This is a genomic window from Maritimibacter fusiformis, assembly GCF_008086115.1.
In the GTDB taxonomy this organism is placed as follows: Bacteria; Pseudomonadota; Alphaproteobacteria; order Rhodobacterales; family Rhodobacteraceae; genus Muriiphilus; species Muriiphilus fusiformis.
On the sequence record NZ_VSIY01000013.1, the window covers coordinates 190,534 to 215,217 of the forward strand.

The following is a 24,684-nucleotide window of genomic DNA, read 5'->3' on the forward strand; positions in this document are numbered from 1 at the left end:
CGTCATCCCGGCAATCGCCACCTCAATCGTCGTCGTCATCATCGTCGCCGTCCCCATCGTCGTCATCGTCGTCGTCTTCGTCTTCCTCATCGTCATCGTCGTCATCATCATCGTCGTCGTCATCATCGTCGTCGCCGCCATGCCCGCCGCCACCTTCCGGTGCGCTCGGATCATACAGGCGGGGGACATCGTCATCTGCGGCCAGCGCATCCCAATAGTCGCGCAGGATCTCGCCGGTTCGGGGGTTGAAGATGATCTCGCGGCGCTGGGTTGCGGATTTGGCGACGATGCGCACCCGACCCAGCAAGGTCTTGGAGATGGTAATGTGGTTGAAGCCCTGGCGGCCGAGTTGCGCGACGATCTGGTCCTGCACCGTTTCGGCAAACACCGGCCCGGCCAGCATCAGCACGCCAAACAGCGACCCGATGAACCTGCGTCTCAGCATGATCGACCTTCCATTCTCCTATAGTGCGACGTCCCGGCCCGGCTGACAACCGGACCGGGGATCGCACCCGACAGCGGGGGTGCGTCAGGCGCGATCAGTCGTCATCGTCGTCATCGTCATCGTCATCGTCATCATCGTCGTCATCGTCATCGTCATCGTCATCATCGTCGTCGTCGTCATCGTCATCGTCGTCGTCATGATCGTCGTCGTCGTCGCGATCGTCGTCCTCGTATTCGTCGAAATCTTCGTCGAAATCATCATCCGGCGGGCTGACCTCTTCGCTGATCACGTTGCCGGCGGCATCATACCGGATTTCTGTCTTGCCCTCGCGGGTCTCGACCTCTTCCTTGCGCAGAACGCCGTTCTCGTCATATTCGCGTTCGGTCTCGCCCTCGGGGGTAGAGATCTCTTCCTTGCGCAGCTTGCCGTCGGCACCATAGGTGCGTTCGACCTTGAGGTTCTCGCCATAGGCTTCCACCTCGATGCGGGTGGCGGAGTGCTTGATCTCGATCCGCGCGAAGTTCTCACTGGTCATGTCCGCGATGATGGCGTCGATCACGTCCTGGTCGGCGGCGATGGCCGTTCCTGCGCTCAGCGTGGCGGCGGCCGCGATGGCCATGGTGGAGGCGAAGGGTTTCAGGGGCATGTCGGGTCCTTTCCGATCCTTGGGGCCACACCGAAAAGGCGCGGCCTGCCCCAGCACTTCCGCATGTTCGCAGCGTCCGGGCCATTGACCGGGGGTTTATTCCGGGCGGCATAAACCTTTGGTATAGACCGCGACCGGCGCCCGGGACCGCCGTTTCAGCCGGACAGCCCCGACATGTCGGTGCCCAGCGCCTTGGCGACGGTGAAGATATCCTTGTCGCCGCGCCCGCAGAGGTTCATCACGACCAGGTGGTCTCGGGGCAGATCCGGTGCGATCTTGATCACATGGGCCAGCGCGTGGCTGGGTTCCAGCGCCGGAATGATGCCTTCGGTCTGGCACAGAAGCTGGAACGCCTCCAACGCCTCGGCATCGGTGATCGCGACATATTCGGCGCGGCCTACGTCGTGCAGCCAGCTGTGTTCCGGCCCGATCCCCGGGTAATCCAGCCCCGCCGAGATCGAATAGCCTTCGAGGATCTGGCCGTCATCATCCTGCAGCAGATAGGTCCGGTTGCCGTGCAGCACGCCGGGGCGCCCGCCGGTCAGCGAGGCGCAATGCTCCATCTTCTGATCGACACCCTTGCCGCCGGCCTCGACCCCGATGATGCGCACGTCCTTGTCGTCGAGGAACGGATAGAACAGCCCCATCGCGTTCGACCCGCCACCGATGGCGGCGATGATCGTGTCGGGCAGGCGGCCCTCGGCCTTGAGGATCTGCTCCTTCGCTTCCTTGCCGATGATCGCCTGAAAATCGCGCACCATCGCCGGATAGGGATGCGGCCCCGCGACCGTGCCGATGCAATAGAAGGTATCGCGCACGTTGGTCACCCAGTCGCGCAGCGCGTCGTTCATCGCGTCCTTGAGCGTGCCGCGCCCGGAGGTCACCGGCACCACTTCGGCCCCCAGAAGCTTCATGCGAAACACGTTGGGCGCCTGCCGCTCGACATCATGCGCGCCCATGTAGACGATGCATTGCAGCCCGAACTTGGCGCAGACCGTGGCGGTGGCGACGCCGTGCTGGCCGGCGCCGGTTTCGGCGATGATGCGGGTCTTGCCCATGCGCCGCGCCAGGATGATCTGGCCCAGCACGTTGTTGATCTTGTGCGCGCCGGTGTGGTTGAGCTCATCGCGCTTGAGATAGATTTTCGCGCCGCCCAGGTGCTCGGTCAGCCGTTCGGCGTAATAGAGCGGGCTTGGGCGACCGACGTAATGGGTCCAGAGATCGTCCATCTCGGCCCAGAAGGTCGGGTCGGTCTTGGCTTTCTCGTATTCCGCCTGCAATTCGAGAATCAGCGGCATCAGCGTTTCCGACACGAAACGCCCGCCGAAATCGCCGAAGCGGCCCTTTTCGTCGGGTCCGTTCATGAAGGAATTGAAAAGATCGTCGGCCATGTCGTGCGCTCCCGTGGGTCAGGATCGTCCTAATGGCTGGCGTGGAGCAGGGCAAGAGAGGGACGTGGGCGCGCGCCCGCGTTAGTCGCCCGCGCGCGCGGGCGAACCGCATGCCCGAACGCGCCGGATCGGCTGCGCGTTGCAGCAGACGATGAAATGATTGCCGTTCTCAAGGGTCTGAAACCCGCGCCGGTCCATTTCGGCCAGAAACGCCTCGCGCCCCACGATCCGTTCCACGTCACGGATCTGGCGCTTGATGACACCCCCTCGGCAGGCATCGCGCGATGAAAGCACGCTACGCATCCAGTATTCGGGGTCGATTGTCGCGGGCAGGTTTCGCATGGCTCCAGCGTGCAGGATGCGCGTTGAAAAATGATTAACGAACCTGCGCCGCCGTGATGAACGCCCGGATCAGGTCTGAATCCTTGTGGCCTGGTGCCGTTTCGACCCCGGAGGAGACATCCACCTGTCGCGCCCCCGTCAGCCCGATCGCCAGCCCGACATTCTGCGCCGTCAACCCGCCGGCCAGCATCCACGGCTTGGCCCAGCCCCGCCCCGCGATCAGCCGCCAGTCGAAGGCCACGCCCTGCCCGCCCGGCACCTCGGCCCCCTTCGGCGGTTTGGCATCGACCAGCAGTTGATCGGCAACCCGCGCATAGGCAGCCAGCGCAGCCAGGTCGCCCTCGTCCGCGACCCCGACCGCCTTCATCACCGGCAGGCCAAAGCGCGCACGCACCTCGGCCACCCGCTCCGGGCTTTCCTTGCCGTGCAACTGCCACATGTCGATGGGCACCCGCGCCGCGATCTCGTCCAGCGTGGCGTCGTTCGCGTCCACCACCAGCGCCACCTTGGCCACCCCCGGCGGCACGTCGGCGGCCAGCTTGGCGGCGGTCGCCACGTCCACGTTGCGGGGCGATTTGGGAAAGAACACGAAACCGATATAGCGCGCGCCCGCCTCGACTGCGGCGGTCACGTGCCGGGCCTCGGTCAGCCCGCAGATCTTGACGGCAACATCGCTCATGGCGCGGGTCTAGCGCCCATCCTCCAGAAGCGCCAGCACATCGTCGCCCGGTCGGGCATCCTTGGCCTTGAGGGTCTGAACCTCGCGGCTCAGTTCGATCGCCGCCTTTTTCGCCCGCTTGCCCTCGGCACGCAGACGATGTTCGCGCATCCATTCCCAGAAGAATCCGATCAGAACGCCGCCGATGACGCCCAGGAAGATGACGATGAACAGCGGCAGGCTGACCTGCCACGAATACCCGAGGAACCCCGACAGCCCTTCGGGCAACAGGTGCAGCGTCACCATGGCGCGGTTGGCCAGCGCAACGGTGATCAGGACCACGGCAAGCGCGGCCAGAAAGGCATAGCGGATGTAGCGTATCACGGGGGCCCCTTACTTGCTGTTCAGTCGATCCCGCAAGAGTTTGCCGGTCTTGAAGAACGGCACGTGCTTTTCCTCGACCTCGACCGATTCGCCGGTGCGCGGGTTGCGCCCGATACGAGCATCCCGCTGCTTGACCGAGAATGCGCCGAAACCGCGCAGCTCGACCCGGTCGCCCCGCGCCATCGCCTCGATGATTTCCTCGAAGATCGTGTTCACGATCCGCTCGACATCTCGCTGGTAGAGGTGCGGGTTTTCATCCGCGATCTTCTGGATCAGTTCCGACCGGATCATCCCTGTGTCCCCCGATTCTGGCCTCCGGCGTCAAACGGGCAGCGCGCCGGTCGCATGGAGCGACTATAAGGAAAAACTGTCGCCCGCGAAACAGTCTCGGTTCGCCCGATCCGGACATTTGCGCAACAATCCGCGAACTTTTCCCCGCAAAACCCGCCTGTTAGACGATGCAGCCGCAGAAACGGCCGGCCGGTGACAGCGCGCGGTCGGATCATCGGCGGATTGATTCGGTGGCCGAACCGATGCTGCAACGTGACACCCGGGCGCACCGGCCACGCCTGCCGGAACAAAAAGGCCCCGCCACCTTTCGGCAGCGGGGCCCCTGATTTTTCGACCTGCGCGGCCCTTACTCGTCGTCGCCCTTCAACGCCGCGCCGAGGATGTCGCCCAGCGAGGCACCCGAGTCCGACGAGCCATACTGCTGCACGGCCTCTTTCTCTTCGGCGATCTCGCGAGCCTTGATCGACAGGCCCAAACGGCGCGACTTGGAGTCGACGTTGGTGACGCGGACGTCGACCTTGTTGCCGACCTGGAAACGCTCGGGGCGCTGTTCGGCGCGGTCGCGCGACAGGTCCGAACGGCGGATGAAGGACTTCATGCCCTCGTATTCCACCTCGATCCCGCCATCCTCGATCGCCGTCACGGTGACGGTGATGATCGAGCCGCGCTTCACGCCGCCAACGGCATCGGCGAAGGGATCGCCGTCAAGCGCCTTGATCGACAGCGAAATGCGCTCCTTGTCGGTATCGACTTCGGAGACCACCGCCTTGACCACGTCGCCCTTGCGATAGTTCTGGATGGCTTCCTCGCCGCGCTGATCCCAGCTCAGGTCGGACAGGTGAACCATGCCGTCGATGTCGCCCTCGAGACCGATGAACAGACCGAATTCGGTGATGTTCTTGACCTCGCCCTCGACCTGCGTGCCCTCCGGGTGGGTTTCCGCGAAAACCTCCCACGGGTTGCGCATGGTCTGCTTGAGACCCAGCGAAACCCGGCGCTTGGCAGCGTCGATTTCCAGCACCATCACATCCACCTCCTGCGAGGTCGACACGATCTTGCCGGGATGCACGTTCTTCTTGGTCCAGGACATCTCCGACACGTGAACCAGGCCTTCGACACCCGGCTCAAGTTCCACGAAGGCGCCGTAGTCGGTGATGTTGGTCACGCGGCCCTTGTGCACCGAACCCAGCGGATACTTGGCCCCCACCAGATCCCACGGATCTTCCTGCAGCTGCTTCATGCCCAGGCTGATGCGGTGGGTTTCCTTGTTGATCTTGATGACCTGGACCTTGATGGTCTCGCCGATCGACAGGATCTCGGAGGGGTGGTTGACGCGGCGCCAGGCCATGTCGGTGACGTGCAGCAGGCCGTCGACACCGCCGAGATCGACGAAGGCGCCGTATTCGGTGATGTTCTTGACCACACCGTCCACGGTGTCGCCCTCAGTCAGCTTGCCGATCACTTCGGCGCGCTGCTCGGCACGGCTTTCCTCGAGGATCGCGCGGCGCGACACCACGATGTTGCCACGGCGACGGTCCATCTTGAGAATCTGGAACGGCTGCTTGAGACCCATGAGCGGGCCGGCGTCGCGCACCGGGCGCACGTCGACCTGGCTGCCGGGCAGGAACGCAACGGCACCGCCCAGATCGACGGTAAAGCCGCCCTTGACCCGGCCGAAGATCGCGCCTTCGACGCGGTTCTCGTCGGCATAGGCCTTTTCCAGACGGTCCCAGGCTTCTTCACGGCGCGCCATCTCGCGCGAGATGACGGCTTCGCCACGGGCGTTCTCGGCCGCGCGCAGATAAACCTCGACCTCGTCACCGACCGAGATGTCGGGGGCTTCGCCGGGGTTTGCGAATTCCTTGAGATCGACGCGGCCTTCCATCTTGTAGCCGACGTCGATGATGGCTTGTCCCGCTTCGACCGCGATGACCTTGCCTTTGACGACACTGCCTTCGGAGGGCGTGTCGATCTCGAAGCTTTCGTTCAGGAGGGCTTCGAATTCCTCCATGGATGCTTTAGCGCACATGCGTGTTTCAGTTCCTTTTTCAGTCGCTATTCGGGCCTGGCGGTTGTCTCCGCCGGTCTTTCAGGTTTCCATTTGGCCGACGGGCTGACGCAAAACAAAGAGGGCCGGAGCTTCCGGCCCTGCTCGGCGTCCCTCAATCGCGGCGGTTCCCGCCTTGTCGACAGGGGCGCGTATAGCTAGCCTCGGCCCTGTGTGCAAGGGGTTTCGACATGCCTCGGCTGTTCCCGATGGCCGTTCTGATCTGGCTCGTTCTCGGCACGGCGGGCCGGGCCGAGCCCATCGACCTGGGCTTTGTCGCGGTCGTTTGCGGTCTGGACGATCCGCATGATGATGAGGCCACCCGCAACTATATCGACGAGGTCGCGGGTTGGACCAGCCTGAACCACGTCTGCCTGGACACCCCCGAAGAAAGCACCCACCGCCTGGCCGCCACCAAGGGGCGGTTCGCGGCACTCCTGCATGTCGAGCCTGTGTTCTTCGAAGGCGGTAGGCGCCTGCGCTGGCAGGAGGCGGCCGGCCGGCTCTGGCCGACCTATGCCGAGGCGATCCGGGCCGCCGAGGTGATGCCGGCCTTCTACCTCGCCGACGAGCCGCAACTCAGGCACCTCGATCCGGCGCTTCTGTCGCGGGCGGCGCGGATGATCCGCGATGAGTTCCCGGCAGCCCGGATCGCGGTGGTCGAGGCCTACTTGCCCGACCAACCGCTGGTGATCCCGCCCGAAATCGACCTCTGGGGCTTCAACGCCTATACCTTGCGCGATCCTGGCGCCGATCCCGGCTACCTTGCCCAGCTTGACCGGGTCGAGGCGGCGCTGGCCCCGCATCAATCGCTGATCCTGGTCGCGGACGCGATGTTCACGCCGATCCACGCCCGCGCCGGGTTGACGCCCGCCGACATGGCCGAGGTCGCGCTGGCCTACGAACGCCTTGCCCGCGCCCGCCCCCGGGTCACGGCGATGATCGGCTACACCTGGGCCGGTGGCATCGACGGGCCGGATGAGCTGGGCCTGCGGGAACTTCCCGCCCCGGTGCGCGACACCTGGAGGGCCATAGGCCTTCGCCTGACCGCGCCGTAGACGGCTATTTCAGAGGCCGGATCGACTCGGACCCGATGTGATGCCGATCGAACGCTCCTGGCGGCGCTGCTGTCGGGCGCGACAAGCGCCGACACTTCGACGCGGGCGCTCGTGTTCACCCGCCGCTCCCGCTCCGTTCCTCGACAATCGCCACCGCCGCCGCCAGCGCCGCGTCGATCGACAATTCCGATGTGTCCAGACGCACCGCATCCTCGGCGGGCTTCAAGGGCGCCGCGGCCCGGGCGCTGTCGCGTGCATCGCGCGCCTTCACGTCCTCCAGCACCTCGTCACGGCTGACCTCGTGCCCGGTTGCCACCAGTTCGAGATAGCGCCGCTCGGCCCGCACCTCGGGGGTGGCGGTGACGAACAGCTTGACCTGCGCCTCGGGGCAGATCACCGTGCCGATGTCGCGCCCGTCCAGCACCGCGCCGCCCGCCCGCGTCGCAAAGGCGCGCTGAAAATCGACCAGCGCCGCGCGCACCTCCGGGATCGCCGCCGCCCGGCTGGCCGCCTGCGCCACCTCGGGCCGGCGCAGCCCCTCGGCCTCGAGATCCTCGGCGACCAATGCGCGCGCCGCCTCCACCGGATCGGCCCCCGCCATCACCTTGGCCCCGACCGCACGATACAGCAACCCCGTGTCGAGATACCGAAAGCCGAAATGCGCCGCCAGCGCCCTGCCGATCGTGCCCTTGCCCGAGGCCGCGGGGCCATCAATCGCAACGGTGAAACTCATTCGGGGCCTCCGGTTTGGACTGCATTCCCGCTTACCAAGCGGCACGCGGGTTGAAAACCCTGCCGCCGCGATCTCGCCCTAGCGATTGGCCCGCGCGATGCGCGCGCCCAGTCCCGCCATCAACGGCTCGAACGCCGGAAAACTGGTGGCGATGGGGCCGCCGTCATCGACCGAAATCGCCTTTTTCGCCGCCATCCCCAGCACCAGAAAGCTCATCGCGATCCGATGATCGAGCCGCGCCGCCGCACGTCCCCCACCCGGCACGCCGCCCGGCCCCATGCCATGCACGACCATGAAATCCGGCCCCTCCTCGACCCGGACGCCATTGGCCTCCAGCCCGCGCGCCATCGCGTCGATCCGGTCGCTTTCCTTGACCCGAAGCTCCTTGACGCCGACCATCTCGGTCCGGCCCTCGGCAAAGGACGCGACCACCGACAGGATCGGGTATTCGTCGATCATGCTGGCGGCCCGTTCCGGCGGCACCCGGATGCCGCGCATCCCGGGCGAGAATCGCGCGCGCAGATCGGCGACCGGCTCGCCGCCCTCCTCGCGCGGGTTTTCATAGGTCAGATCCGCCCCCATCTCGCGCAATGTCTCGAACAGCCCGGCCCGCGTCGGGTTCAGCCCGATATTGGGCACCAGCACGTCCGACCCCTCGACGATCAGCGCGGCACAGACCGCAAACGCCGCCGAGGACGGGTCGCGCGGCACCGCGATATCCTGCGGCACCAGTTCCGGCTGGCCCACCAGCGTGATCGCCCGGCCCTCGTCGGTATCCTCGACGCTGACCTGCGCACCAAAGCCCGCCAGCATTCGCTCGGTATGATCGCGCGTCGCTTCGGCCTCGACCACCACGGTCTCGCCCGGCGCATTCAGCCCGGCCAGCAGCACGGCGGACTTTACCTGCGCCGAGGGCATCGGCAGAACGTAGCGCACCGGCACCGGATCGGCCGCGCCGACGATGGTCATCGGCAGGCGCCCGCCGGACCGACCGAAGGCCTGCGCCCCAAACAGCGAGATCGGGTCGGTGATCCGCGCCATCGGGCGGCTTCTGAGCGAGGCATCGCCGGTGAAGGTCGCCGAAATCGGGCTGGTCGCCATCGCGCCCATGATCAGGCGCACCCCGGTCCCGGCGTTGCCGCAGTCGATCACGTTCTCCGGCTCGGCAAACCCGCCGACCCCGACACCGTGCACCCGCCACTTGCCGTCCCCGACCCGCTCGACATCGGCCCCGAAGGCGCGCATCGCCGCCGCCGTGCCCAGCACATCCTCGCCCTCGAGCAGGCCGGTCACATGCGTCTCGCCCACCGCCAACGCGCCCAGGATCAGCGCCCGGTGGCTGATCGACTTGTCGCCCGGCACCTCGGCCACGCCCCTCAGGGGGCCGGCCTTGTGCGAGGTCATCGGAATCGGGTCACCGTGGCCAGACATGGGCACCTCCGTCATTTCCCCGGCTCATAGCCCGGCATACCGCGCCGGTCCATCGCCTCTTCATCTTGGCCACAAATACTCAACCGCAGCCTTACCGCCGGCGAAACGTCAGATAGTGGGGCACCCGGCCTTCGCGCAGCGCCTTTTTCTCATAGCGCGTCGACATCCAGTCGTCCCAGGGTTCGCGCCAATCCGCCGGACCCTCGGCCAGCCAGTCGAACCCGGCTTTCGGCATCTCCTCGAGCGTCTGGCGCACATAGTCGGGAATATCCGTCGCCACCCGGACCTCGGCCCCGGACCGCAGCACGCGGGCGAAGGGATCGAGGTATTCCGGCGTCACGAACCGCCGCCGGTGATGGCGCTTCTTGGGCCAGGGATCGGGGTAGAGCAGGAACGCCTTGTCGAGCGACCCGTCCGGCAACACATCGAACAGGTCGCGCACATCACCCGGATGCACGGCAAGATTTTCGACCCCGGCCTTGCGGATCTTGCCCAAAAGCATCGCGACGCCGTTGATATAGGGCTCGCACCCGATGATCCCGACGCCGGGATTGCGCGCCGCCTGGTGCACCAGGTGCTCGCCGCCGCCAAAGCCGATTTCCAGCCAGACCGGCGCGCCCCCGAACAAGGCCCCGAGGTCGAGGGGCGTGCGCTCGGGGTTTTCGTCCCAGCCGACCTTGCCGGGGCTGAGCGCCGCCAGATCCTCATCCAGCCAGGTTTTCTGCATGTCGCGCAGGCCCTTGCCGTGGATGCGGCCATAGAAATTGCGCCACGGGGCGCCGGTGGGGTGTTTGTCCTCGGTCATGGCCGGTCTTCTAGTCGGCAATCCGTCCGGGCGGAACCGGTTTTTCCGCTGGCACCCCGCGGGCGCGCGCCCGCGGGTAACGCCGCCGCGCGGCGGCGTGTCACCGGCGCCGATCCAACCTAGACCGCGGCCTTCAACGCCTCGACAAGGTCGGTCCGCTCCCAGGAAAACCCGCCGTCCGCCTCGGGGTCACGGCCGAAATGGCCATAGGCGGCGGTGCGCTGATAGATTGGCCTGTTGAGCGACAGCTTGGTGCGAATGCCGCGCGGCGTCAGATCCATGATGTTCCGCACCGCCCGCTCGATCGCCTCCTCGTCGGCCTCGCCCGTGCCATGGGTGTCGACATAGATCGACAGAGGCTCGGCCACCCCGATCGCATAGGACAGTTGCAGCGTGCATTTCCGGGCCAGCCCGGCGGCAACCACGTTCTTGGCCAGATAGCGCGCGGCATAGGCGGCCGAGCGGTCCACTTTGGTCGGGTCCTTGCCTGAAAACGCCCCGCCCCCGTGCGGCGCGGCACCGCCGTAGGTGTCGACGATGATCTTGCGCCCGGTCAGGCCCGCGTCACCATCAGGGCCGCCGATCACGAATTTTCCGGTCGGGTTCACGTGCCAGACGGTTTCATCGGTCAGCCATCCCTCGGGCAGCACTTCGCGGATATGGGGCGCGACCTTTTCGCGCACCGCCTCCGGCGTCATCGTCTCGTCAAGATGCTGGGTCGACAGCACCACCTGCGTCGCCGCCACCGGCTTGCCGTTCTCATAGCGCAGCGAGAGCTGGCTTTTCGCATCCGGCCCCATCCAGCCCTCGGTGCCGTTCTTGCGCACCTCGGCCAGGCGCTTGAGGATGCGGTGGGCATAGTGGATCGGTGCCGGCATCAGCATCGGCGTCTCGTCCACCGCATAGCCGAACATGATCCCCTGGTCGCCCGCGCCCTCGTCCTTGTTGCCGGCCGCATCGACGCCGCGGGCAATGTCGGCGGATTGCGCGTGCAGGTAGCTGTCCACCTTCAGGTTGGCCCAGTGAAAGCCCTCCTGCTCATAGCCGATGTCGCGCACGCAATCACGGGCGATCTCCTCGACCCGTTCGATCACGCTGCCCGGGCCGCGCACTTCGCCACCGATCACCACCCGGTCGGTCGTGGCGAAGGTCTCGCAGGCGACGCGCGACTGCGGGTCTTCGGCCATGAAGGCATCGAGAACCGCATCCGAAATCCGGTCGCAGACCTTGTCGGGGTGGCCCTCGGAAACGGATTCCGAGGTAAAAATGTAGTTCTGCCTGGCCATGGGAAGTGCTCCGTTATGATAATCCCGCCACGTCAGGAAGCCGTTGTGGCGGTTGGTCTGCCTCTTGCGTTACTGTGCCGCCCCGGGGGCGTCAATGGCTTTTGCCCGGCGTGTCATCATCAGCCCGGCGGCGGCGAGGATCAGGGCAAGAACCACTGGCGCGTCGCCCCACCTGGCATAGATCGTCGGCGCCAGGGCACCGGGCAGGCGCGCATCCAGCCGGCCCGCGCTGTTCAGCCGCAGATGCGCCAGCACCCGGCCCCGCGCGTCGATCACCGCGCTGATCCCGGTGTTGGCCGCCCGCACCAGCGGCAGCCCCATCTCGATCGCCCGAAACCGCGCCTGCACCAGGTGCTGCTGCGGCCCCGAGAAGGTTCCGAACCAGGCGTCGTTGGTGATGTGCAGGATCCAGTCGGCCCGCTCCGGCGCGGCCCGCAGGTCACGCGGAAAGATCGCCTCGTAGCAGATCAGCGGCAACGCCTTGCCCAGCTCGTCCGGCAGAGTCAGCACCGCCGCCCCCGGCCCGGAGGAATAGCCATAGCCCTCGCGCGTCGCCAGCCCGTTGATGCCGAACCGGCCAAGGAAATCGCCCATCGGAACATACTCGCCGAACGGTACCACGTGATGCTTGTCATAGATCGCCTCGGCCTCGCCCTGCCCGTCGAACAGCACCAGCGAATTGTAGACCCGCGTGCCCTCATAGCGCCGGATGCCGGAAATCAGCCGCGCCGGCAGGGCGGTCTCGGCGATCTGCGCCTGCAGGTCCGGGTATTGCCCCAGCGCCGTGGGAATCGCCGTCTCGGGCCAGATCACCAGGTCGGGCGGGGGGCCTTCTGGCGGCTCCGCCGTCAGCGCCAGCGCCCGGTCGAGGAACACGCGCACCCAGTCGGGCTCCCATTTCAGATGCTGCGCGGCGTTGGGCTGAACCAGCCGCAGGGTCACCGAAGGGGCGCGTTCCGGCACATCGCCGCGCCCCAGCGCCAGCCCGGCGCCGAAGGCAAGCGCGAACCCCGTCGCCACCGCGGCAATCGGAACCGGCCGCCGCCGCGCCGCCACGATCCAGAGCGCGGCCCCGGCGGCGAACGTCAGCACGGTCAGGCCAAAGGCCCCCACGATACCGGCCAGTTGCGCAACCGGTGTGTCGATCCAGACCTGCCCCGGCCCGCCCCAGGGAAACCCGGTCAGGACCGTGCCGCGCGCCAGTTCCGCGCCCCCCAATGCCACCGCGAAGGCGAGCCAACCCCGCCATCCGTCCGGCGCAAGCCAACGCGCGGCGGCGAACCCGGCCCCCCAGAACAGCGCCATGCCACCGGCCATGAAGGTCAGCGCGAACGGCGCCATCCAGCCGTGGCGGGCGATATCGACCAGGAAGGGCTGGACGATCCAGACCAGCGTCACCCCGAAATAGCCGCTGGCGAACACCCACCCCGTCAGGGCAGCCCGGCGCGCGTTCGGCACCTGTCGCCACAGCCCGAACGCCACCGCCAGCCCGACCAGCGTCAGCGGCCAGAAACCGACCGGCGCCTGGCCAAGCGCCGCCGCCGCACCGGCCGCGAACCCGACAAGGCCGCGCCGCCAGGCGCGCGCCGCCAGCCAATGCGCCAGCTGCGCGCGCGGACGTACCGGTTCAGGCATTCTTGCTGGTTGGTTTCAGACGCACCCGCAGCCGCTTGATGCGGCGCGGATCGGCATCGACGATCTCGAATTCCGGGCCTGCCGGATGCGCGATCACCTCGCCGCGGGCCGGCACGTGACCGGCAATCAGGAACACCAGCCCGCCCAGCGTATCGACCTCTTCGTCATCCTCGTCGATCCCGCGTAGATGCACGCCGGCCTCGGCTTCGAAATCCTCGAGCGGCGTGCGCGCCTCGGCCAGGAAACAGCCCGGCTGCTCCTTGACCCAGAGGGTGCCTTCGGCCAGGTCGTGTTCATCCTCGATCTCGCCGATCACCTGCTCGATCAGATCCTCGATCGTCACCAGCCCGTCGACCCCGCCATATTCGTCGATCACCAGCGCCATGTGGATACGGTCGGACTGCATCTTCTGCAGCAGAACCCCGATCGGCATCGAAGGCGGCGCGAACAGAAGCGGGCGCAGCAGGTTCTTCAACTCGTACTGCGTGCTGTTGCCGTTGAACCCGTGGCTCAGCGCCACGTCTTTCAGATGGACCAGGCCGACCGGTGCATCCAGCGTTCCGTCGAATACCGGCAGCCGGCTCAACCCGCTGTCGCGAAACACCTCGACCAGGTCATCCTTGGATATCTCGGTCGGAACCGCGACGATCTCGGCCTTGGGGACCATCACGTCCTCGACCCGCATGCGTCGCAGATTCACCATCCCCGGGACGGCGAAACTGGTCGCATAGCCACCATTCGATCCGCTCGGGGCCGCCACGACCTCCGGTGTGTCATTCGGGCTCAGAACCCCGATGATCCGGCTGAGGAACGTGCCGCGTTCATTGCTTGTGTCTTCCTCCTGCGCGCTGTGCGCCGCACTAGAAGATCCGTCGTTGCCGTCGTCCATTGGTCCTTCCGTTTACCCGGGCCTGGCGCCCGTATCTCCATATGGGTCCGGCACACCCAGTTTGCCAAGTATTTCCACCTCCAATCCCTCCATCAGGGCCGCATCTTTGTCGTCGATGTGATCATAACCCAACAGATGCAGGGTCGCGTGCACCAGAAGATGACACAAATGGCTTTCGAATTCCTTACCGTCCCGCGCCGCTTCGCGCGCGCAGGTGTCATAGGCAATCGCGATATCGCCAAGCTCCAGGTCATCGGGCGCGATCGGAGCGCCACCGGGCACCGCCGCACCGCGCTCCTCGCTTGGCCATGACAACACGTTGGTGGCCTCGGGCTTGCCGCGAAACGCGTGGTTCAACTCCGCAATCCGCGCATCGTCGCAGGCCATCAGCGACACCTCGGCCCCCTCGACACCCAGATGCGCCAGCGCCGCGCCACAGGCCCGCTCGGCCAGCGCCGCCAGTCCGACCGCGTCCCAGCGCTCATCCTCGATGATCAGATCAACGCCCATGCGCCTTCATCTTGGCCAAAATACTCCGGGGTTCGTTTCGTTTGCCTGCAAACGGAACGTGAGGGGCAGCGCCCCTCGCCTCGCTTACCTGCGCGCCGCAGGCGCACGATGTGCCTAGGCCTTGGCCTCGGCCTTGTCATAGGCCTCGATGATGCGCGCGACAAGCGGGTGGCGCACCACGTCCTTGGCGGTGAAATAGTTGAACCCGATTCCCTCGATCCCCTCGAGCAGCGCCTCGGCGTCGCGCAGACCGGAGGTCACCCCGCGCGGCAGGTCGACCTGGCTGCGATCTCCGGTCACCACCATCCGGCTGCCCTCGCCCAGCCGCGTCAGGAACATCTTCATCTGCATCGTGGTCGCGTTCTGCGCCTCGTCGAGCACCACGAAGGCATTCGACAGCGTGCGCCCGCGCATGAAGGCCAGCGGCGCGATCTCGATCCGCTTCTCCTCGATCAGCTTCGCCACCTGCTTGCCGGGCAGGAAATCGTTCAGCGCGTCATAGAGCGGCTGCATGTAAGGGTCGACCTTGTCCTTCATGTCGCCGGGCAGATAGCCCAGCTTTTCGCCCGCCTCGACCGCCGGGCGTGACAGGATGATGCGGTCGACGTGGCCGCCGATGAACATGTTCACGCCCACCGCCACCGCGAGGTAGGTCTTGCCGGTGCCCGCCGGGCCGATGCCGAAGGCCAGTTCCTTGTCGAACAGGCTTTTCACATAGGCCTTCTGCGCCTCGGTGCGCGGCTGGACCAGCTTCTTGCGGGTCTTGATCTCGATCCGCCCGCCCTTGAACAGCTCCATCTGACCGGTATCCGCCGGTGCCTCGTCCAGCCCGCCCAGCCGGATCTCGCCGTCGATGTCGCCGGCCTCGACGCCGCGGCCGCTTTCCAGCCGGGCATAGAGCGCATAGAGCACATGCGCCGCCTGTCCGCGCGCCTCGGGTTCGCCGTGGATCGCCACCTGGTTGCCGCGGCGCAGAATCTGCACGCCCATCTGGTGCTCGATCTGGGCCAGGTTCCGGTCGAACTGGCCGCACAGGTCGATCAACAGGCGGTTGTCGGGAAACTCCAGCAAGGTTTCGTGGCTGTCTTGCGGGGTCGGCGCGGGGGTCAGCGCATCAATGCCCAAAAGCGTCTCCGTTGCGAAGGGACTCATAAGATATGGTGCCAAGCGCCGCGGGGCCACGCAACCCTTGGTATCAGGATTTCACCCAAGTGAGACAAAAATGACCGCGGGGGGCGTCCCCGCGGTCATCACGCGCCTCGGCGCGGTTGTTTCGACCCGGCCCGCCCGTCGTCAGGGCAGGTAATCCGGGAAGTCGCTTCCGACGGTGTGGTCGCCGATCACCGACCCCGGCGGAATTTCCGAGGTGCAGACCGGCAGGCCCGAGCGCGGGTCGGAGCGGTCGCTGCCGTACCCCTCGACGCCCTCGTCCACGATCCATGCCTGGCAGCCGTCCGGCAGCACGGCGACGGCGGCAACGCCGTCACGCGGTCCGGCCCGGTCACCAAACGAGGTGTCGTAGTTGCGGGCGATCAGCTTGGGGTCGCCGCCGGTGTATTCGGTGGATTGGCAGCCCGCGATGGCGAGCGGCGCGAGAAGCGCGGCCAGGATAAGTTTGTTGCTCATTGCGGGTACCTGTAGCAGACGATTTCGACACGGCGGTTTTGCGCCATTCCTTCGGCAGTGGCGTTGGACGCGACCGGCCGGCGTTCGCCAAACCCGATCACCCGCTCGACCACGGCGCCGGTGGACTGGGCCACGCTGGCGACGGAATTGGCGCGGTTCTGCGACAGGCGCATGTTGTATTCGTCCGAGGCGCGGCTGTCGGTATGTCCGTAGACGGCATAGGCAAACGCCCCGGCCGAGGTGAAGAACTGTTGCAGCCACTGACGCCCGGCGGCGGTCAGTTGGTAGCTGTCGGTCGCAAACAGCACATCGGTGTTCTGGACCGCGCAGGTATTGCGCTCCAGGCACATGTGACGCCCCGTTGCCGGGTCGCGCCGGGCCACCATGTAGCCTTCGAGGCCGCCATCGGCCCACCAGTGCATGCAGCCGTCGGGGTCGACCCAGAGACCCCAGTTGATCTTGCCCGTGACCGTCACCTGCTGCTGCGCTTGCGCAGCAGTCCCGAGACCGGACACGAGTGCGAAGCCCAAGGCAGTCGTCATTGCGACCGCCCGGAGCCCGGAAATGAACCGAATGAGCACGCTATATCCCCCAACATAGCCGCGCACCGCGCGACAAAGTGCATTATGTCCCGAAAGTTAGACCGAACCGGGCAAAGCTGTAAATGGGCGTTGCCGGCTAATCTGTGGACGAAACGGCAACATTCCCGCTTTACCGGGCGGATTGTGGCGGTATTCGTGAAATTTCCTGTCTAACTGCGCATTTAGGCGGTTCGATCAGGCCAGGGCGCCGGCCAGCGAGTTAGGTCCGGCCCCGGTGATTCTGACCCGTCTGAGGTCGCCGGGCGCCACATCCGCGCCGCTCACGTGCACCGCGTGCAGATAGTCGGATTTGCCCACCATCTGCCCGTCCATCCGGCCCGGTTTCTCGAACAGCACGCCGACCTCGCGCCCGACCATGCCGGCCATGACCCCGGCGGCCTGCTCATTGATCAAAGCCTGCAACCGCGCAAGCCGGTCGGAGGCCTCGGCCGGATCGACCTGGGCGCGCTCGGCCGCGGGCGTGCCGGGCCGGGGCGAATACTTGAAGCTGAACGCCTGTCCGTAGTTCACGGCGCGGATCAGGTCCATCGTCGCTTCGAAATCCTCGGCGGTCTCCTCGGGAAAGCCGACAATGAAATCGCCCGAGATCAGGATGTCGGGGCGGGCGGCGCGGATGCGCTCGATCAGCCGGATATACGCCTCGGCGCTGTGCTGGCGGTTCATCCGCTTGAGAATGCGGTCCGACCCGGATTGCACCGGCAGATGCAGGTAGGGCATCAGTTTCTCGACCTCGCCATGCGCCGCGATCAGGTCGTCGGTCATGTCGTTGGGGTGCGAGGTGGTAAAGCGGATGCGCTCCAACCCGTCGACCTCGGCCAGCGCCCGGATCAGCCGCGCCAGCGACCAGTCGCCGCCCTCGCCCGGCCCGTGATAGGCGTTGACGTTCTGGCCCAGGAGCGTGATCTCGCGCACCCCGCGTTCGACCAGGTCGCGCGCCTCGGCCAAAATGCGTTCAGGCGGGCGGCTGATCTCGACGCCGCGGGTATAGGGCACGACGCAGAAGGCGCAGAACTTGTCGCAGCCTTCCTGCACGGTGAGAAAGGCGGACGGCGCGCGCCGCGCCTTGGGCCGGTCTTTCAGTGCCTCGAACTTGTCCTCGGCGGGGAAATCCGTGTCGATCACCTTTTCCCCGGAATCGGCCCGCACCATCATCTCGGGCAGGCGGTGATAGGTCTGCGGCCCGAACACCAGGTCGACCGCCGGCTGCCGGCGGATGATCTCGGCCCCCTCGGCCTGCGCCACGCACCCGGCGACACCGATCTTGAGGTCGGGCCGGGCGGTTTTCAGCTCTTTCATCCGCCCAAGCTCGGAATACACCTTTTCCGCCGCCTTCTCGCGGATGTGACAGGTGTTGAGCAGGATCATGTCGGCATCGTCGGCGCTGTCGGTCCCGACATAGCCCGCTCCGCCCAGCGCCTCGGCCATGCGTTCGCTGTCATAGACATTCATCTGGCAGCCATAGGTTCGGATGAAGAGCTTTTTCGGGTCGGACATGGCGCGAACTCCTTGACGGATCAGGGCGGGTTCCTACCGCAAGCGCGCGTGCCCCGCAACGGTTGCAATGACCGGGCATTTCGCGAAGATGACGGCAACGGCCCGGAGCGGGCAAGAGGCAGGCATGCGCTACACGTCACTTCGCGACTTTCTCGCCAAAGGCAAGTCGGCCCTCGAAAAGGGGCCGATCTGCCTGATCCTTGTCGAAGACCTGGTCGAGGTCGAAAGCACCATCCGTTACCACCAGCTTTCCGGTTTCCGGTCGGTGATCGTGCTGGCCCCGGACGCGCTCGACCTGCCGCCGGCGCTGGAGGACGACGTGCACCGGGTCGACTACGTGATGGCCAGCGATGGCGCGCTCGAAACCGCGGTCAACACGCTGATCGAGGCCGCGCCGGGGCGCTGGTTCTACTACTGCTACAACGCGGAATACCTGTTCTATCCGTTCTGCGAGACCCGAAAGATCGGCGAGATGCTGACCTTTCACACCGAGGAGCGGCGCGAAGCGATGCTGACCTATGTGGTCGACGCCTATGCCGACGACCTTGGCCGGTTCCCCGACGCGGTGTCGCTGGATTCCACCTATGTGGACAAGTCGGGCTACTACGCCCTCAGCCGAACCGACCCCGCCACCGGCCACCCGAAAGACCGCCAGCTCGACTTTTACGGCGGGCTGCGCTGGCGGTTCGAGGAGCATATTCCGCGCGAACGCCGCAAGATCGACCGGATCGCGCTGTTCCGGGCCAGGCCGGGGCTGCGCCTGCGCCCCGACCACACCTTCAACGACGAGGAATACAACACCTACGCCTGCCCCTGGCACAACAACCTGACCGCCGCGATCATCTCGTTCCGCACCGCAAAGGCGCTCAAGACCAACGCCGGGTCCACCTTCGACATCCCGACCTTCAAATGGCACAACTCGGTGCCGTTCGAGTGGAATTCGCAGCAACTCCTGGACCTGGGGCTGATGGAGCCGGGGCAATGGTTCTGAAGCGGGCGGCAGTGTTCGTCATCTGCGGGCAAACTTGCCGCAATTGAAGAGTTTTCGCCCGCATTTGCCATGGACCTTGTCTGCAACCGCGATGCGTCCGGAGGTTACGGGTTGAGGCGAAAACCACATCCTGCCACCGCATCCCCATCCGCCCCGGCAAGCACGTCAACCGGGGCGATGCCAGATCATGCGCACGCCGTTTTCCAAGCTACGCCGTTGCCCGCCGCCTCAAGTGCCGATAGGCTTCGAGGGTCACAACGAGGGACCGCCATGCTCAGGATCGCTGCTATCGTCTTCGCCATCGCCCTGCCCGCTCTCGCCGCCGCCGAGGAGTGCCAGCCGGTCGCGCTGGCCGCCGACTTCACCGCCGGCGACATCCACGGCAACGCCCCGGCGGACGGCATCGTCTGTTACGCGCTCAGCTTTCCCAAGGGCCAGAACATGAGCATCGAACTGGTCGAGGGCAAGAATGTCTCGGTCACGGTGCCCGGATATTACGACGACCGGCCCGACCGCCAATTCATCGGCGACCTGCCCGGACAGCTTGAGATCCGGGTCTTCCAGCTGTTCCGCGCGCCCCGCCCCCAGCCCTTCGTCCTGCGCCTGCGCTTCGAAGAACCGGGCAACGGCTGACGCGGATCGCGGCCCTGCGGTTTACATCGCCGCGCGGCCCCCTATATTCAAGGCACTCCGCAAGCACCCGCGAAGGATGCGGCCTTGCAAAATTCACCCCAAGACATCTGAAAGCGACCCCATGACACAGGTCAAATCGGGCGATACCGTCCGCATTCATTATACCGGCACCCTGAACGACGGCACCGTGTTCGACAGCTCGAAAGGCCGCGATCCGCTGGAGTTCACCGTCGGCTCGGGCCAGATCATCCCCGGCCTCGACAAGGCGCTGCCGGGCATGGCCGTGGGCGATGCGAAATCCGTGCCCGTCCCCGCCGCCGAAGCCTATGGCGCGCGCAATGACGAGGCGGTGATGGACGTGCCGAAATCCGAGTTTCCCGACGACATCCCGCTCGAGGCGGGCACCATGCTGGAAATGCGCAGCCCTGACGGCAAGGCGGTTCCGGTGCAGATCACCGAGGTCAAGGACGACGCGGTCACGCTCGACGCCAACCACCGGCTGGCGGGCGAGGATCTGAACTTCGAGATCGAACTGGTGTCGATCGCCTGAGTCATTCGGCCGTCAAAACGAAAACGCCCCGCTGATCGGCGGGGCGTTTTTCATCGGGTCAGCGAGAGTTCAGCGCCGCCTGAGCCGGATCACAACGTCGACCTTGGAAATCTCGGTGCCGTCCGGCGGCTCCGGCAACTCGCACAGTTTCACATCGGCAAGCGGCGCATCGGCAAGCTCGCCGCTGTCCTCCCAATAGAAATGCGCGTGGTTGGTGGTGTCGGTGTCGAAGTAGCTCTTGGCCCCGTTCACCGTGATCTCGCGCAGAAGCCCGGCGTCGGAAAAGCTGCGCAGGGTATTGTAGACGGTGGCGAGCGAGACCTTTTCGCCAACCTTGCGGCTGGCGTCGAACAGGCTTTCGGCGGTGACGTGGCGGTTCTGCCCGTCCCCCACAAGCAGGGCCGCCAGCGTCACGCGTTGCCGCGTCGGGCGCATGTGTGCGCCTGCAAGCCACTCGGCCCCGACCCGTTTTGCTGTCGCGGTGGTCATTCGGTTCCTCACCTTTGCTATCTGGATTAAGAATATAAAGGATTTCGCACCGATTTTTCAATTGTTTTCCGTTTTCCGCCCCGTCAGCGCGACAAGCCCCGTGGCGCCCTTGCCAGCGCCGAGGGCCGGGTGCTAGACGGAAGCTGATGAATTGGCACGAAATATGGGCGGACCTTGATGGCGGATTTTCCGACGAGTTTCACGAAGGAAGACCTTTTGAAATGCGCGGCGGGCGATCTGTTCGGTCCCGGCAACGCGCAGCTTCCGGCCCCGCCGATGCTGATGATGGACCGCATCACCGAGATTTCGGGCGACGGCGGCAAGCATGGCAAGGGGCACGTTGTCGCCGAATTCGACATCACCCCGGACCTGTGGTTCTTCGACTGCCACTTTCCCGGCAACCCGATAATGCCGGGCTGCCTGGGGCTGGACGGGCTGTGGCAGTTGACAGGCTTCAACCTCGGCTGGCGCGGCTGGCAGGGGCGCGGCTATGCGCTGGGGGTCGGTGAGGTCAAGCTGACCGGCATGGTGCGGCCGGACCGCAAGATGCTGACCTATTACGTCGATTTCACCAAGGCGGTGCAAAGCCGGCGGCTGACGATGGGCGTGGCCGATGGTATCGTCGAGGCCGACGGGGAAGTGATCTATCAGGTCAAGGACATGAAGGTCGCGCTCTCCGAGAGCTGAGTCTCTCGCCACGATATTCTCGGTGGAGTATGATTTATTGGAGTTCTTCATTGTCGTAGTAGTCGTTTTTGGTTTCGGTTTTTTGCTGAAAGGTGGCAAGCGCCGACCAAGACGCCAAGTGTCTTCAACACAAGCACGCAGGCCGTCAAAGGCGAGACGCCCTCTCGCACCGTTCGACCCGAAGAGTGCAAGGCCACTTCCAAGCAAGCCGACTCTATACGGTCGGGCCTATGTGGTGGATGGCGATACAGTGGTTATCCAGAAAACCCAAGTCAGGCTATTCGGGATAGATGCGCCAGAATTGAACCATCCCTACGGGCAGAAGGCCAAATGGGCATTGGTTTCTTTGTGCAAAGGGCAAACAGTGCGAGCAGAAGTAATCGAACTCGATTCCTACGGTCGCGGTGTGGCACGTTGCTACCTGCAGGACGGTCGCGACCTGTCGGCAGAAATGGTCAGAATTGGAATGGCGATCGACTGGCCAAAATTTTCCGACGGAAAATATCGCTCGTTGGAAACTCCGGATGCACGAAAAAAACTTTGGCTAGCCGACGCGCGTCAAAAAGGCCGCATGCAAGTTTGGGAACAATTCGATACCAAACAAATGGCTCGCAAGGGAAAAGAGTAGTTGCCGCGCTCGAATAGCGCAGATGGATCGAGCAAGGCAATCATGCGATTGCACACCATCCTGCGTCATACACATCAATCGAAGTGTGATTGTGCCGCGATGCGTTGAACACGCTGAGTCGCCGCGTTCTACCTCTTGCCCCGCCCTACCCCTCTGCCCTACACACATTTTCAACAAAGCCTAAGGAGAACACCATGCGCCGTGTCGTCGTTACCGGGCTGGGAATCGTCTCGGCCATCGGCAACAGCACCGATGAAGTCGCCGCCAGCCTGAAAGCGGGCAAATCCGGCATCACCGCCAACGCCGACATGGCCGAGCACGGCTTTCGCTCGCAGATCGCGGGGGCGCCGGATATCGACATCAAGGAGCATGTCGACAAGCGCACGCTGCGCTTCATGGGCCCGGGGGCGGCCTATGCCCATATCGCCATGCAACAGGCCATCGCCGACGCCGGGCTGGACGAGGCCATCATCTCGAACCCGCGCACCGGGCTGATCGCGGGCTCGGGCGGGCCGTCGACCAGCGCGATGTTCGCGGCCCACCAATCGGTGCTGGCGACCGGCGCGACCAAGCGGATCGGCCCCTTTGCGGTGCCCAAATGCATGGGCTCGACGATCTCGGCCAACCTGTCGACTGCGTTCAAGATCAAGGGCATCAACTACTCCATCACCTCGGCCTGCTCGACCTCGCTGCACTGCATCGGGGCGGCCTCGGAACAGATCATGCTGGGCAAGCAGGACGTGATGTTCGCCGGCGGCGGCGAGGAGCTTGACTGGACCCTGTCGTGCCTGTTCGACGCGATGGGCGCGATGTCGTCGAAGTTCAACGACACGCCGGAAAAGGCCAGCCGTGCCTTCGATGCCGACCGCGACGGTTTCGTCATCGGCGGCGGCGGTGGCATGGTGGTGCTTGAAGGCCTGGAGCACGCCCGGGCCCGCGGCGCCACGATCTATGCCGAAGTCACCGGCTACGGCGCCACCTCGGACGGGCACGACATGGTCGCGCCCTCGGGCGAAGGCGGCGAACGGGCCATGCGGCTGGCACTGGCGACCCTGCCCGAAGGTCGCAAGGTGTCCTACATCAACGCCCACGGCACCTCGACCCCGGTCGGCGATGTCGGAGAAGTGGAGGCGGTGCGCCGCGTCTTCGGCGAGGGGTCGACACCCCCGATCAGTTCGACCAAGTCGATGACCGGCCACAGCCAGGGCGCCACCGGGGCGCAGGAGGCGGTCTATTGCCTCTTGATGCTGCGCGACGATTTCATCGCGCCCTCGATCAATATCGAAACCCTCGACCCGGCCATCCACCCAGGCGAGATCGCGACCGAAACGGTCAACGAGGCCGGGCTGGATACGGTGATGACCAACTCCTTCGGCTTTGGTGGCACCAACGGCTCGATGCTCTTGAGCAAGTTCAAGGAATAGCACCATGGCAGAACTGATGAACGGCAAGCGCGGCCTGATCATGGGCGTCGCGAACGAACGCTCGATCGCATGGGGCATCGCGCAGGCCATGGCCCGCGAAGGCGCCGAACTTGCGTTCTCGTATCAGGGCGAGGCGTTCGGCAAGCGGGTCGAACCGCTGGCCGAAAGCCTTGGCTGCGATATCCTCGTCGACATGGACGTGACCGACGATGCATCGCTCGATGCCGGCTTTGCCGCGCTCTGGGAGCGGTGGGACCGGATCGACTTTCTGGTCCATGCGGTCGCCTTTTCCGACAAGGCCGAACTGACCGGGCGTTTCATCAACACCTCGCGCGCCAACTTCAAGACCTCGCTGGATATCTCGTGCTATTCCTTCATCGAGATCGCCCGGCGGACGCGCGAGAGGATGACCGAAGGCGGCACCATGCTGACCCTGACCTATGGCGGCTCGAACCGGGTGACGCCCTATTACAACGTCATGGGCGTGGCCAAGGCGGCGCTGGAGGCCTCGGTGCGCTACCTCGCCAACGACCTCGGCCCCGAGGGCATCCGGGTGAACGCGATCTCGCCCGGCCCGATGAAGACGCTGGCCGGTGCGGCCATCGGCGGCGCGCGCAAGACCTTCCGCCACACTGAGGCCAACGCCCCCCTGCGCCACAACGCGACGCTGGAGGCGATCGGCGGCACCGCCGTCTACCTCGCGTCGGACTACGGCAATTGCACCACCGGCGAGATCGTCACGGTCGATTCGGGGTTTCACGTGCTGGGCATGCCGCAGCCCGACCACCTCTGAGCGCGTCTCAGTCGCGCCCGCGCCACGCCGCATAGGCAAAGTAAAACCCGACAGCGGCGAGCGCGAACAGCGTCAGCGGCACCAGGAAGGCCTGCGCGACGGTCTCGGCGCCGGCGCTGTATTCCAGCACCTCGACAGCCCCGACCAGGGCGATCACGCCGACCACCAGCAAGACCACCCCGATTCCTGTCCCGGCCACGATCCGCAGTTTCATGT

General features: G+C 65.5%; 29 protein-coding genes and 1 riboswitch. Of the genes, 8 read left to right on the plus strand and 21 right to left on the minus strand.

Annotated features, from left to right (window positions below):
- Positions 1 to 22: 22 nt before the first annotated feature.
- From FVF75_RS17590 to rpsA, 8 genes are all read right to left on the minus strand, one after another.
- A complete protein-coding gene (locus FVF75_RS17590; protein ID WP_187393072.1) occupies positions 23 to 445 on the minus strand; it encodes a hypothetical protein in 423 nt (140 codons plus the stop codon).
- A 94-nt stretch (positions 446 to 539) separates the two neighbouring features.
- Positions 540 to 1,091 (minus strand): toxin-antitoxin system YwqK family antitoxin, encoded by a 552-nt coding sequence (locus FVF75_RS17595; protein WP_187393073.1) that lies wholly within the window; start codon positions 1,089 to 1,091, stop codon positions 540 to 542.
- A gap of 155 nt (positions 1,092 to 1,246) precedes the next feature.
- Complete coding sequence (trpB, locus tag FVF75_RS13155; RefSeq protein WP_148378728.1) at positions 1,247 to 2,482, minus strand: tryptophan synthase subunit beta; 1,236 nt, start codon at positions 2,480 to 2,482, stop codon at positions 1,247 to 1,249.
- A gap of 81 nt (positions 2,483 to 2,563) precedes the next feature.
- A complete protein-coding gene (locus tag FVF75_RS13160; protein ID WP_148378730.1) occupies positions 2,564 to 2,824 on the minus strand; it encodes an N-(5'-phosphoribosyl)anthranilate isomerase in 261 nt (86 codons plus the stop codon).
- Positions 2,825 to 2,858: 34 nt separating this feature from the next.
- On the minus strand, positions 2,859 to 3,503 hold the full coding sequence (locus FVF75_RS13165; RefSeq protein WP_148378732.1) for a phosphoribosylanthranilate isomerase: 645 nt from the start codon (positions 3,501 to 3,503) through the stop codon (positions 2,859 to 2,861).
- A 9-nt stretch (positions 3,504 to 3,512) separates the two neighbouring features.
- Positions 3,513 to 3,866 carry a lipopolysaccharide assembly protein LapA domain-containing protein gene (locus tag FVF75_RS13170; protein WP_148378733.1) on the minus strand — a complete coding sequence of 118 codons (354 nt, stop codon included), beginning with the start codon at positions 3,864 to 3,866 and terminating at the stop codon, positions 3,513 to 3,515.
- Positions 3,867 to 3,875: 9 nt separating this feature from the next.
- Positions 3,876 to 4,157, minus strand: coding sequence for an integration host factor subunit beta (gene ihfB, locus FVF75_RS13175; RefSeq protein ID WP_148378735.1), 282 nt, complete (start codon positions 4,155 to 4,157; stop codon positions 3,876 to 3,878).
- A gap of 346 nt (positions 4,158 to 4,503) precedes the next feature.
- On the minus strand, positions 4,504 to 6,216 hold the full coding sequence (rpsA, locus tag FVF75_RS13180) for a 30S ribosomal protein S1 (protein ID WP_281289626.1): 1,713 nt from the start codon (positions 6,214 to 6,216) through the stop codon (positions 4,504 to 4,506).
- 179 nt (positions 6,217 to 6,395) lie between these two features.
- Here rpsA and FVF75_RS13185 point away from each other — a divergent pair, with 179 nt between their 5' ends.
- A complete protein-coding gene (locus FVF75_RS13185; RefSeq protein WP_148378739.1) occupies positions 6,396 to 7,262 on the plus strand; it encodes a hypothetical protein in 867 nt (288 codons plus the stop codon).
- A 115-nt stretch (positions 7,263 to 7,377) separates the two neighbouring features.
- Here FVF75_RS13185 and FVF75_RS13190 read toward each other — a convergent pair whose 3' ends face one another.
- The 11 genes from FVF75_RS13190 to miaB all read right to left on the minus strand — a co-directional run bounded on the left by FVF75_RS13190 (position 7,378) and on the right by miaB (position 18,273).
- Positions 7,378 to 7,995 carry a (d)CMP kinase gene (locus FVF75_RS13190; protein ID WP_148378741.1) on the minus strand — a complete coding sequence of 206 codons (618 nt, stop codon included), beginning with the start codon at positions 7,993 to 7,995 and terminating at the stop codon, positions 7,378 to 7,380.
- Between the two features lie 78 nt (positions 7,996 to 8,073).
- Positions 8,074 to 9,426, minus strand: coding sequence for a 3-phosphoshikimate 1-carboxyvinyltransferase (gene aroA, locus FVF75_RS13195; protein ID WP_148378743.1), 1,353 nt, complete (start codon positions 9,424 to 9,426; stop codon positions 8,074 to 8,076).
- Between the two features lie 91 nt (positions 9,427 to 9,517).
- Positions 9,518 to 10,231, minus strand: a complete 714-nt coding sequence (gene trmB / locus FVF75_RS13200; RefSeq protein ID WP_148378745.1) for a tRNA (guanine(46)-N(7))-methyltransferase TrmB — start codon at positions 10,229 to 10,231, stop codon at positions 9,518 to 9,520.
- Between the two features lie 119 nt (positions 10,232 to 10,350).
- Positions 10,351 to 11,517, minus strand: coding sequence for a methionine adenosyltransferase (gene metK / locus FVF75_RS13205; protein ID WP_148378747.1), 1,167 nt, complete (start codon positions 11,515 to 11,517; stop codon positions 10,351 to 10,353).
- Between the two features lie 6 nt (positions 11,518 to 11,523).
- A riboswitch (SAM-SAH riboswitch) is annotated at positions 11,524 to 11,572 on the minus strand.
- Positions 11,573 to 11,586: 14 nt separating this feature from the next.
- Positions 11,587 to 13,152 (minus strand): apolipoprotein N-acyltransferase, encoded by a 1,566-nt coding sequence (gene lnt / locus FVF75_RS13210; RefSeq protein ID WP_148378749.1) that lies wholly within the window; start codon positions 13,150 to 13,152, stop codon positions 11,587 to 11,589.
- Positions 13,145 to 14,041, minus strand: coding sequence for a hemolysin family protein (locus FVF75_RS13215; protein WP_148378751.1), 897 nt, complete (start codon positions 14,039 to 14,041; stop codon positions 13,145 to 13,147). The genes lnt and FVF75_RS13215 overlap by 8 nt, the downstream gene beginning before the upstream one ends.
- A 12-nt stretch (positions 14,042 to 14,053) precedes the next feature.
- Complete coding sequence (gene ybeY, locus FVF75_RS13220; RefSeq protein ID WP_148378753.1) at positions 14,054 to 14,551, minus strand: rRNA maturation RNase YbeY; 498 nt, start codon at positions 14,549 to 14,551, stop codon at positions 14,054 to 14,056.
- A 114-nt stretch (positions 14,552 to 14,665) separates the two neighbouring features.
- On the minus strand, positions 14,666 to 15,703 hold the full coding sequence (locus tag FVF75_RS13225; protein WP_148378755.1) for a PhoH family protein: 1,038 nt from the start codon (positions 15,701 to 15,703) through the stop codon (positions 14,666 to 14,668).
- Between the two features lie 141 nt (positions 15,704 to 15,844).
- Positions 15,845 to 16,177: a hypothetical protein gene (locus tag FVF75_RS13230; protein WP_148378757.1), complete on the minus strand. Its 333-nt coding sequence runs from the start codon at positions 16,175 to 16,177 to the stop codon at positions 15,845 to 15,847.
- Positions 16,174 to 16,719, minus strand: coding sequence for an OmpA family protein (locus tag FVF75_RS13235; RefSeq protein ID WP_187393074.1), 546 nt, complete (start codon positions 16,717 to 16,719; stop codon positions 16,174 to 16,176). The genes FVF75_RS13230 and FVF75_RS13235 overlap by 4 nt, the downstream gene beginning before the upstream one ends.
- 234 nt (positions 16,720 to 16,953) lie before the next feature.
- A complete protein-coding gene (gene miaB / locus FVF75_RS13240) occupies positions 16,954 to 18,273 on the minus strand; it encodes a tRNA (N6-isopentenyl adenosine(37)-C2)-methylthiotransferase MiaB (RefSeq protein WP_148378759.1) in 1,320 nt (439 codons plus the stop codon).
- A gap of 124 nt (positions 18,274 to 18,397) precedes the next feature.
- Here miaB and FVF75_RS13245 point away from each other — a divergent pair, with 124 nt between their 5' ends.
- From FVF75_RS13245 to FVF75_RS13255, 3 genes are all read left to right on the plus strand, one after another.
- Positions 18,398 to 19,264 carry a hypothetical protein gene (locus tag FVF75_RS13245; protein ID WP_148378760.1) on the plus strand — a complete coding sequence of 289 codons (867 nt, stop codon included), beginning with the start codon at positions 18,398 to 18,400 and terminating at the stop codon, positions 19,262 to 19,264.
- A gap of 270 nt (positions 19,265 to 19,534) precedes the next feature.
- Positions 19,535 to 19,897 (plus strand): hypothetical protein, encoded by a 363-nt coding sequence (locus tag FVF75_RS13250; RefSeq protein ID WP_148378762.1) that lies wholly within the window; start codon positions 19,535 to 19,537, stop codon positions 19,895 to 19,897.
- A 121-nt stretch (positions 19,898 to 20,018) separates the two neighbouring features.
- A complete protein-coding gene (locus tag FVF75_RS13255) occupies positions 20,019 to 20,447 on the plus strand; it encodes an FKBP-type peptidyl-prolyl cis-trans isomerase (RefSeq protein ID WP_148378764.1) in 429 nt (142 codons plus the stop codon).
- A gap of 69 nt (positions 20,448 to 20,516) precedes the next feature.
- Here FVF75_RS13255 and irrA read toward each other — a convergent pair whose 3' ends face one another.
- Positions 20,517 to 20,936: an iron response transcriptional regulator IrrA gene (gene irrA, locus FVF75_RS13260; RefSeq protein WP_148378766.1), complete on the minus strand. Its 420-nt coding sequence runs from the start codon at positions 20,934 to 20,936 to the stop codon at positions 20,517 to 20,519.
- Between the two features lie 177 nt (positions 20,937 to 21,113).
- Here irrA and fabA point away from each other — a divergent pair, with 177 nt between their 5' ends.
- From fabA to FVF75_RS13280, 4 genes are all read left to right on the plus strand, one after another.
- Positions 21,114 to 21,623: a bifunctional 3-hydroxydecanoyl-ACP dehydratase/trans-2-decenoyl-ACP isomerase gene (gene fabA, locus FVF75_RS13265; RefSeq protein WP_148378768.1), complete on the plus strand. Its 510-nt coding sequence runs from the start codon at positions 21,114 to 21,116 to the stop codon at positions 21,621 to 21,623.
- Positions 21,624 to 21,645: 22 nt separating this feature from the next.
- Complete coding sequence (locus FVF75_RS13270; RefSeq protein WP_246138088.1) at positions 21,646 to 22,251, plus strand: thermonuclease family protein; 606 nt, start codon at positions 21,646 to 21,648, stop codon at positions 22,249 to 22,251.
- A gap of 194 nt (positions 22,252 to 22,445) precedes the next feature.
- Entirely contained in the window at positions 22,446 to 23,675 is a 1,230-nt protein-coding gene (gene fabB, locus FVF75_RS13275) for a beta-ketoacyl-ACP synthase I (RefSeq protein WP_148378772.1), read from the plus strand.
- A gap of 4 nt (positions 23,676 to 23,679) precedes the next feature.
- Complete coding sequence (locus tag FVF75_RS13280; RefSeq protein ID WP_148378780.1) at positions 23,680 to 24,468, plus strand: enoyl-ACP reductase FabI; 789 nt, start codon at positions 23,680 to 23,682, stop codon at positions 24,466 to 24,468.
- 7 nt (positions 24,469 to 24,475) lie between these two features.
- Here FVF75_RS13280 and FVF75_RS13285 read toward each other — a convergent pair whose 3' ends face one another.
- Positions 24,476 to 24,682, minus strand: a complete 207-nt coding sequence (locus FVF75_RS13285) for a hypothetical protein (protein ID WP_148378782.1) — start codon at positions 24,680 to 24,682, stop codon at positions 24,476 to 24,478.
- Positions 24,683 to 24,684: the final 2 nt, after the last annotated feature.

Bases quoted from the DNA above. Each gene is read 5' to 3' on its own strand.
- FVF75_RS17590 (WP_187393072.1), bottom strand. From the start codon at position 445: ATGCTGAGACGCAGGTTCATCGGGTCGCTGTTTGGCGTGCTGATGCTG.
- FVF75_RS17595 (WP_187393073.1), bottom strand. From the start codon at position 1,091: ATGCCCCTGAAACCCTTCGCCTCCACCATGGCCATCGCGGCCGCCGCC.
- trpB (WP_148378728.1), bottom strand. From the start codon at position 2,482: ATGGCCGACGATCTTTTCAATTCCTTCATGAACGGACCCGACGAAAAG.
- FVF75_RS13160 (WP_148378730.1), bottom strand. From the start codon at position 2,824: ATGCGAAACCTGCCCGCGACAATCGACCCCGAATACTGGATGCGTAGC.
- FVF75_RS13165 (WP_148378732.1), bottom strand. From the start codon at position 3,503: ATGAGCGATGTTGCCGTCAAGATCTGCGGGCTGACCGAGGCCCGGCAC.
- ihfB (WP_148378735.1), bottom strand. From the start codon at position 4,157: ATGATCCGGTCGGAACTGATCCAGAAGATCGCGGATGAAAACCCGCAC.
- FVF75_RS13185 (WP_148378739.1), top strand. From the start codon at position 6,396: ATGCCTCGGCTGTTCCCGATGGCCGTTCTGATCTGGCTCGTTCTCGGC.
- FVF75_RS13190 (WP_148378741.1), bottom strand. From the start codon at position 7,995: ATGAGTTTCACCGTTGCGATTGATGGCCCCGCGGCCTCGGGCAAGGGC.
- aroA (WP_148378743.1), bottom strand. From the start codon at position 9,426: ATGTCTGGCCACGGTGACCCGATTCCGATGACCTCGCACAAGGCCGGC.
- trmB (WP_148378745.1), bottom strand. From the start codon at position 10,231: ATGACCGAGGACAAACACCCCACCGGCGCCCCGTGGCGCAATTTCTAT.
- metK (WP_148378747.1), bottom strand. From the start codon at position 11,517: ATGGCCAGGCAGAACTACATTTTTACCTCGGAATCCGTTTCCGAGGGC.
- lnt (WP_148378749.1), bottom strand. From the start codon at position 13,152: ATGCCTGAACCGGTACGTCCGCGCGCGCAGCTGGCGCATTGGCTGGCG.
- FVF75_RS13215 (WP_148378751.1), bottom strand. From the start codon at position 14,041: ATGGACGACGGCAACGACGGATCTTCTAGTGCGGCGCACAGCGCGCAG.
- ybeY (WP_148378753.1), bottom strand. From the start codon at position 14,551: ATGGGCGTTGATCTGATCATCGAGGATGAGCGCTGGGACGCGGTCGGA.
- FVF75_RS13225 (WP_148378755.1), bottom strand. From the start codon at position 15,703: ATGAGTCCCTTCGCAACGGAGACGCTTTTGGGCATTGATGCGCTGACC.
- FVF75_RS13230 (WP_148378757.1), bottom strand. From the start codon at position 16,177: ATGAGCAACAAACTTATCCTGGCCGCGCTTCTCGCGCCGCTCGCCATC.
- FVF75_RS13235 (WP_187393074.1), bottom strand. From the start codon at position 16,719: ATGACGACTGCCTTGGGCTTCGCACTCGTGTCCGGTCTCGGGACTGCT.
- miaB (WP_148378759.1), bottom strand. From the start codon at position 18,273: ATGTCCGACCCGAAAAAGCTCTTCATCCGAACCTATGGCTGCCAGATG.
- FVF75_RS13245 (WP_148378760.1), top strand. From the start codon at position 18,398: ATGCGCTACACGTCACTTCGCGACTTTCTCGCCAAAGGCAAGTCGGCC.
- FVF75_RS13250 (WP_148378762.1), top strand. From the start codon at position 19,535: ATGCTCAGGATCGCTGCTATCGTCTTCGCCATCGCCCTGCCCGCTCTC.
- FVF75_RS13255 (WP_148378764.1), top strand. From the start codon at position 20,019: ATGACACAGGTCAAATCGGGCGATACCGTCCGCATTCATTATACCGGC.
- irrA (WP_148378766.1), bottom strand. From the start codon at position 20,936: ATGACCACCGCGACAGCAAAACGGGTCGGGGCCGAGTGGCTTGCAGGC.
- fabA (WP_148378768.1), top strand. From the start codon at position 21,114: ATGGCGGATTTTCCGACGAGTTTCACGAAGGAAGACCTTTTGAAATGC.
- fabB (WP_148378772.1), top strand. From the start codon at position 22,446: ATGCGCCGTGTCGTCGTTACCGGGCTGGGAATCGTCTCGGCCATCGGC.
- FVF75_RS13280 (WP_148378780.1), top strand. From the start codon at position 23,680: ATGGCAGAACTGATGAACGGCAAGCGCGGCCTGATCATGGGCGTCGCG.
- FVF75_RS13285 (WP_148378782.1), bottom strand. From the start codon at position 24,682: ATGAAACTGCGGATCGTGGCCGGGACAGGAATCGGGGTGGTCTTGCTG.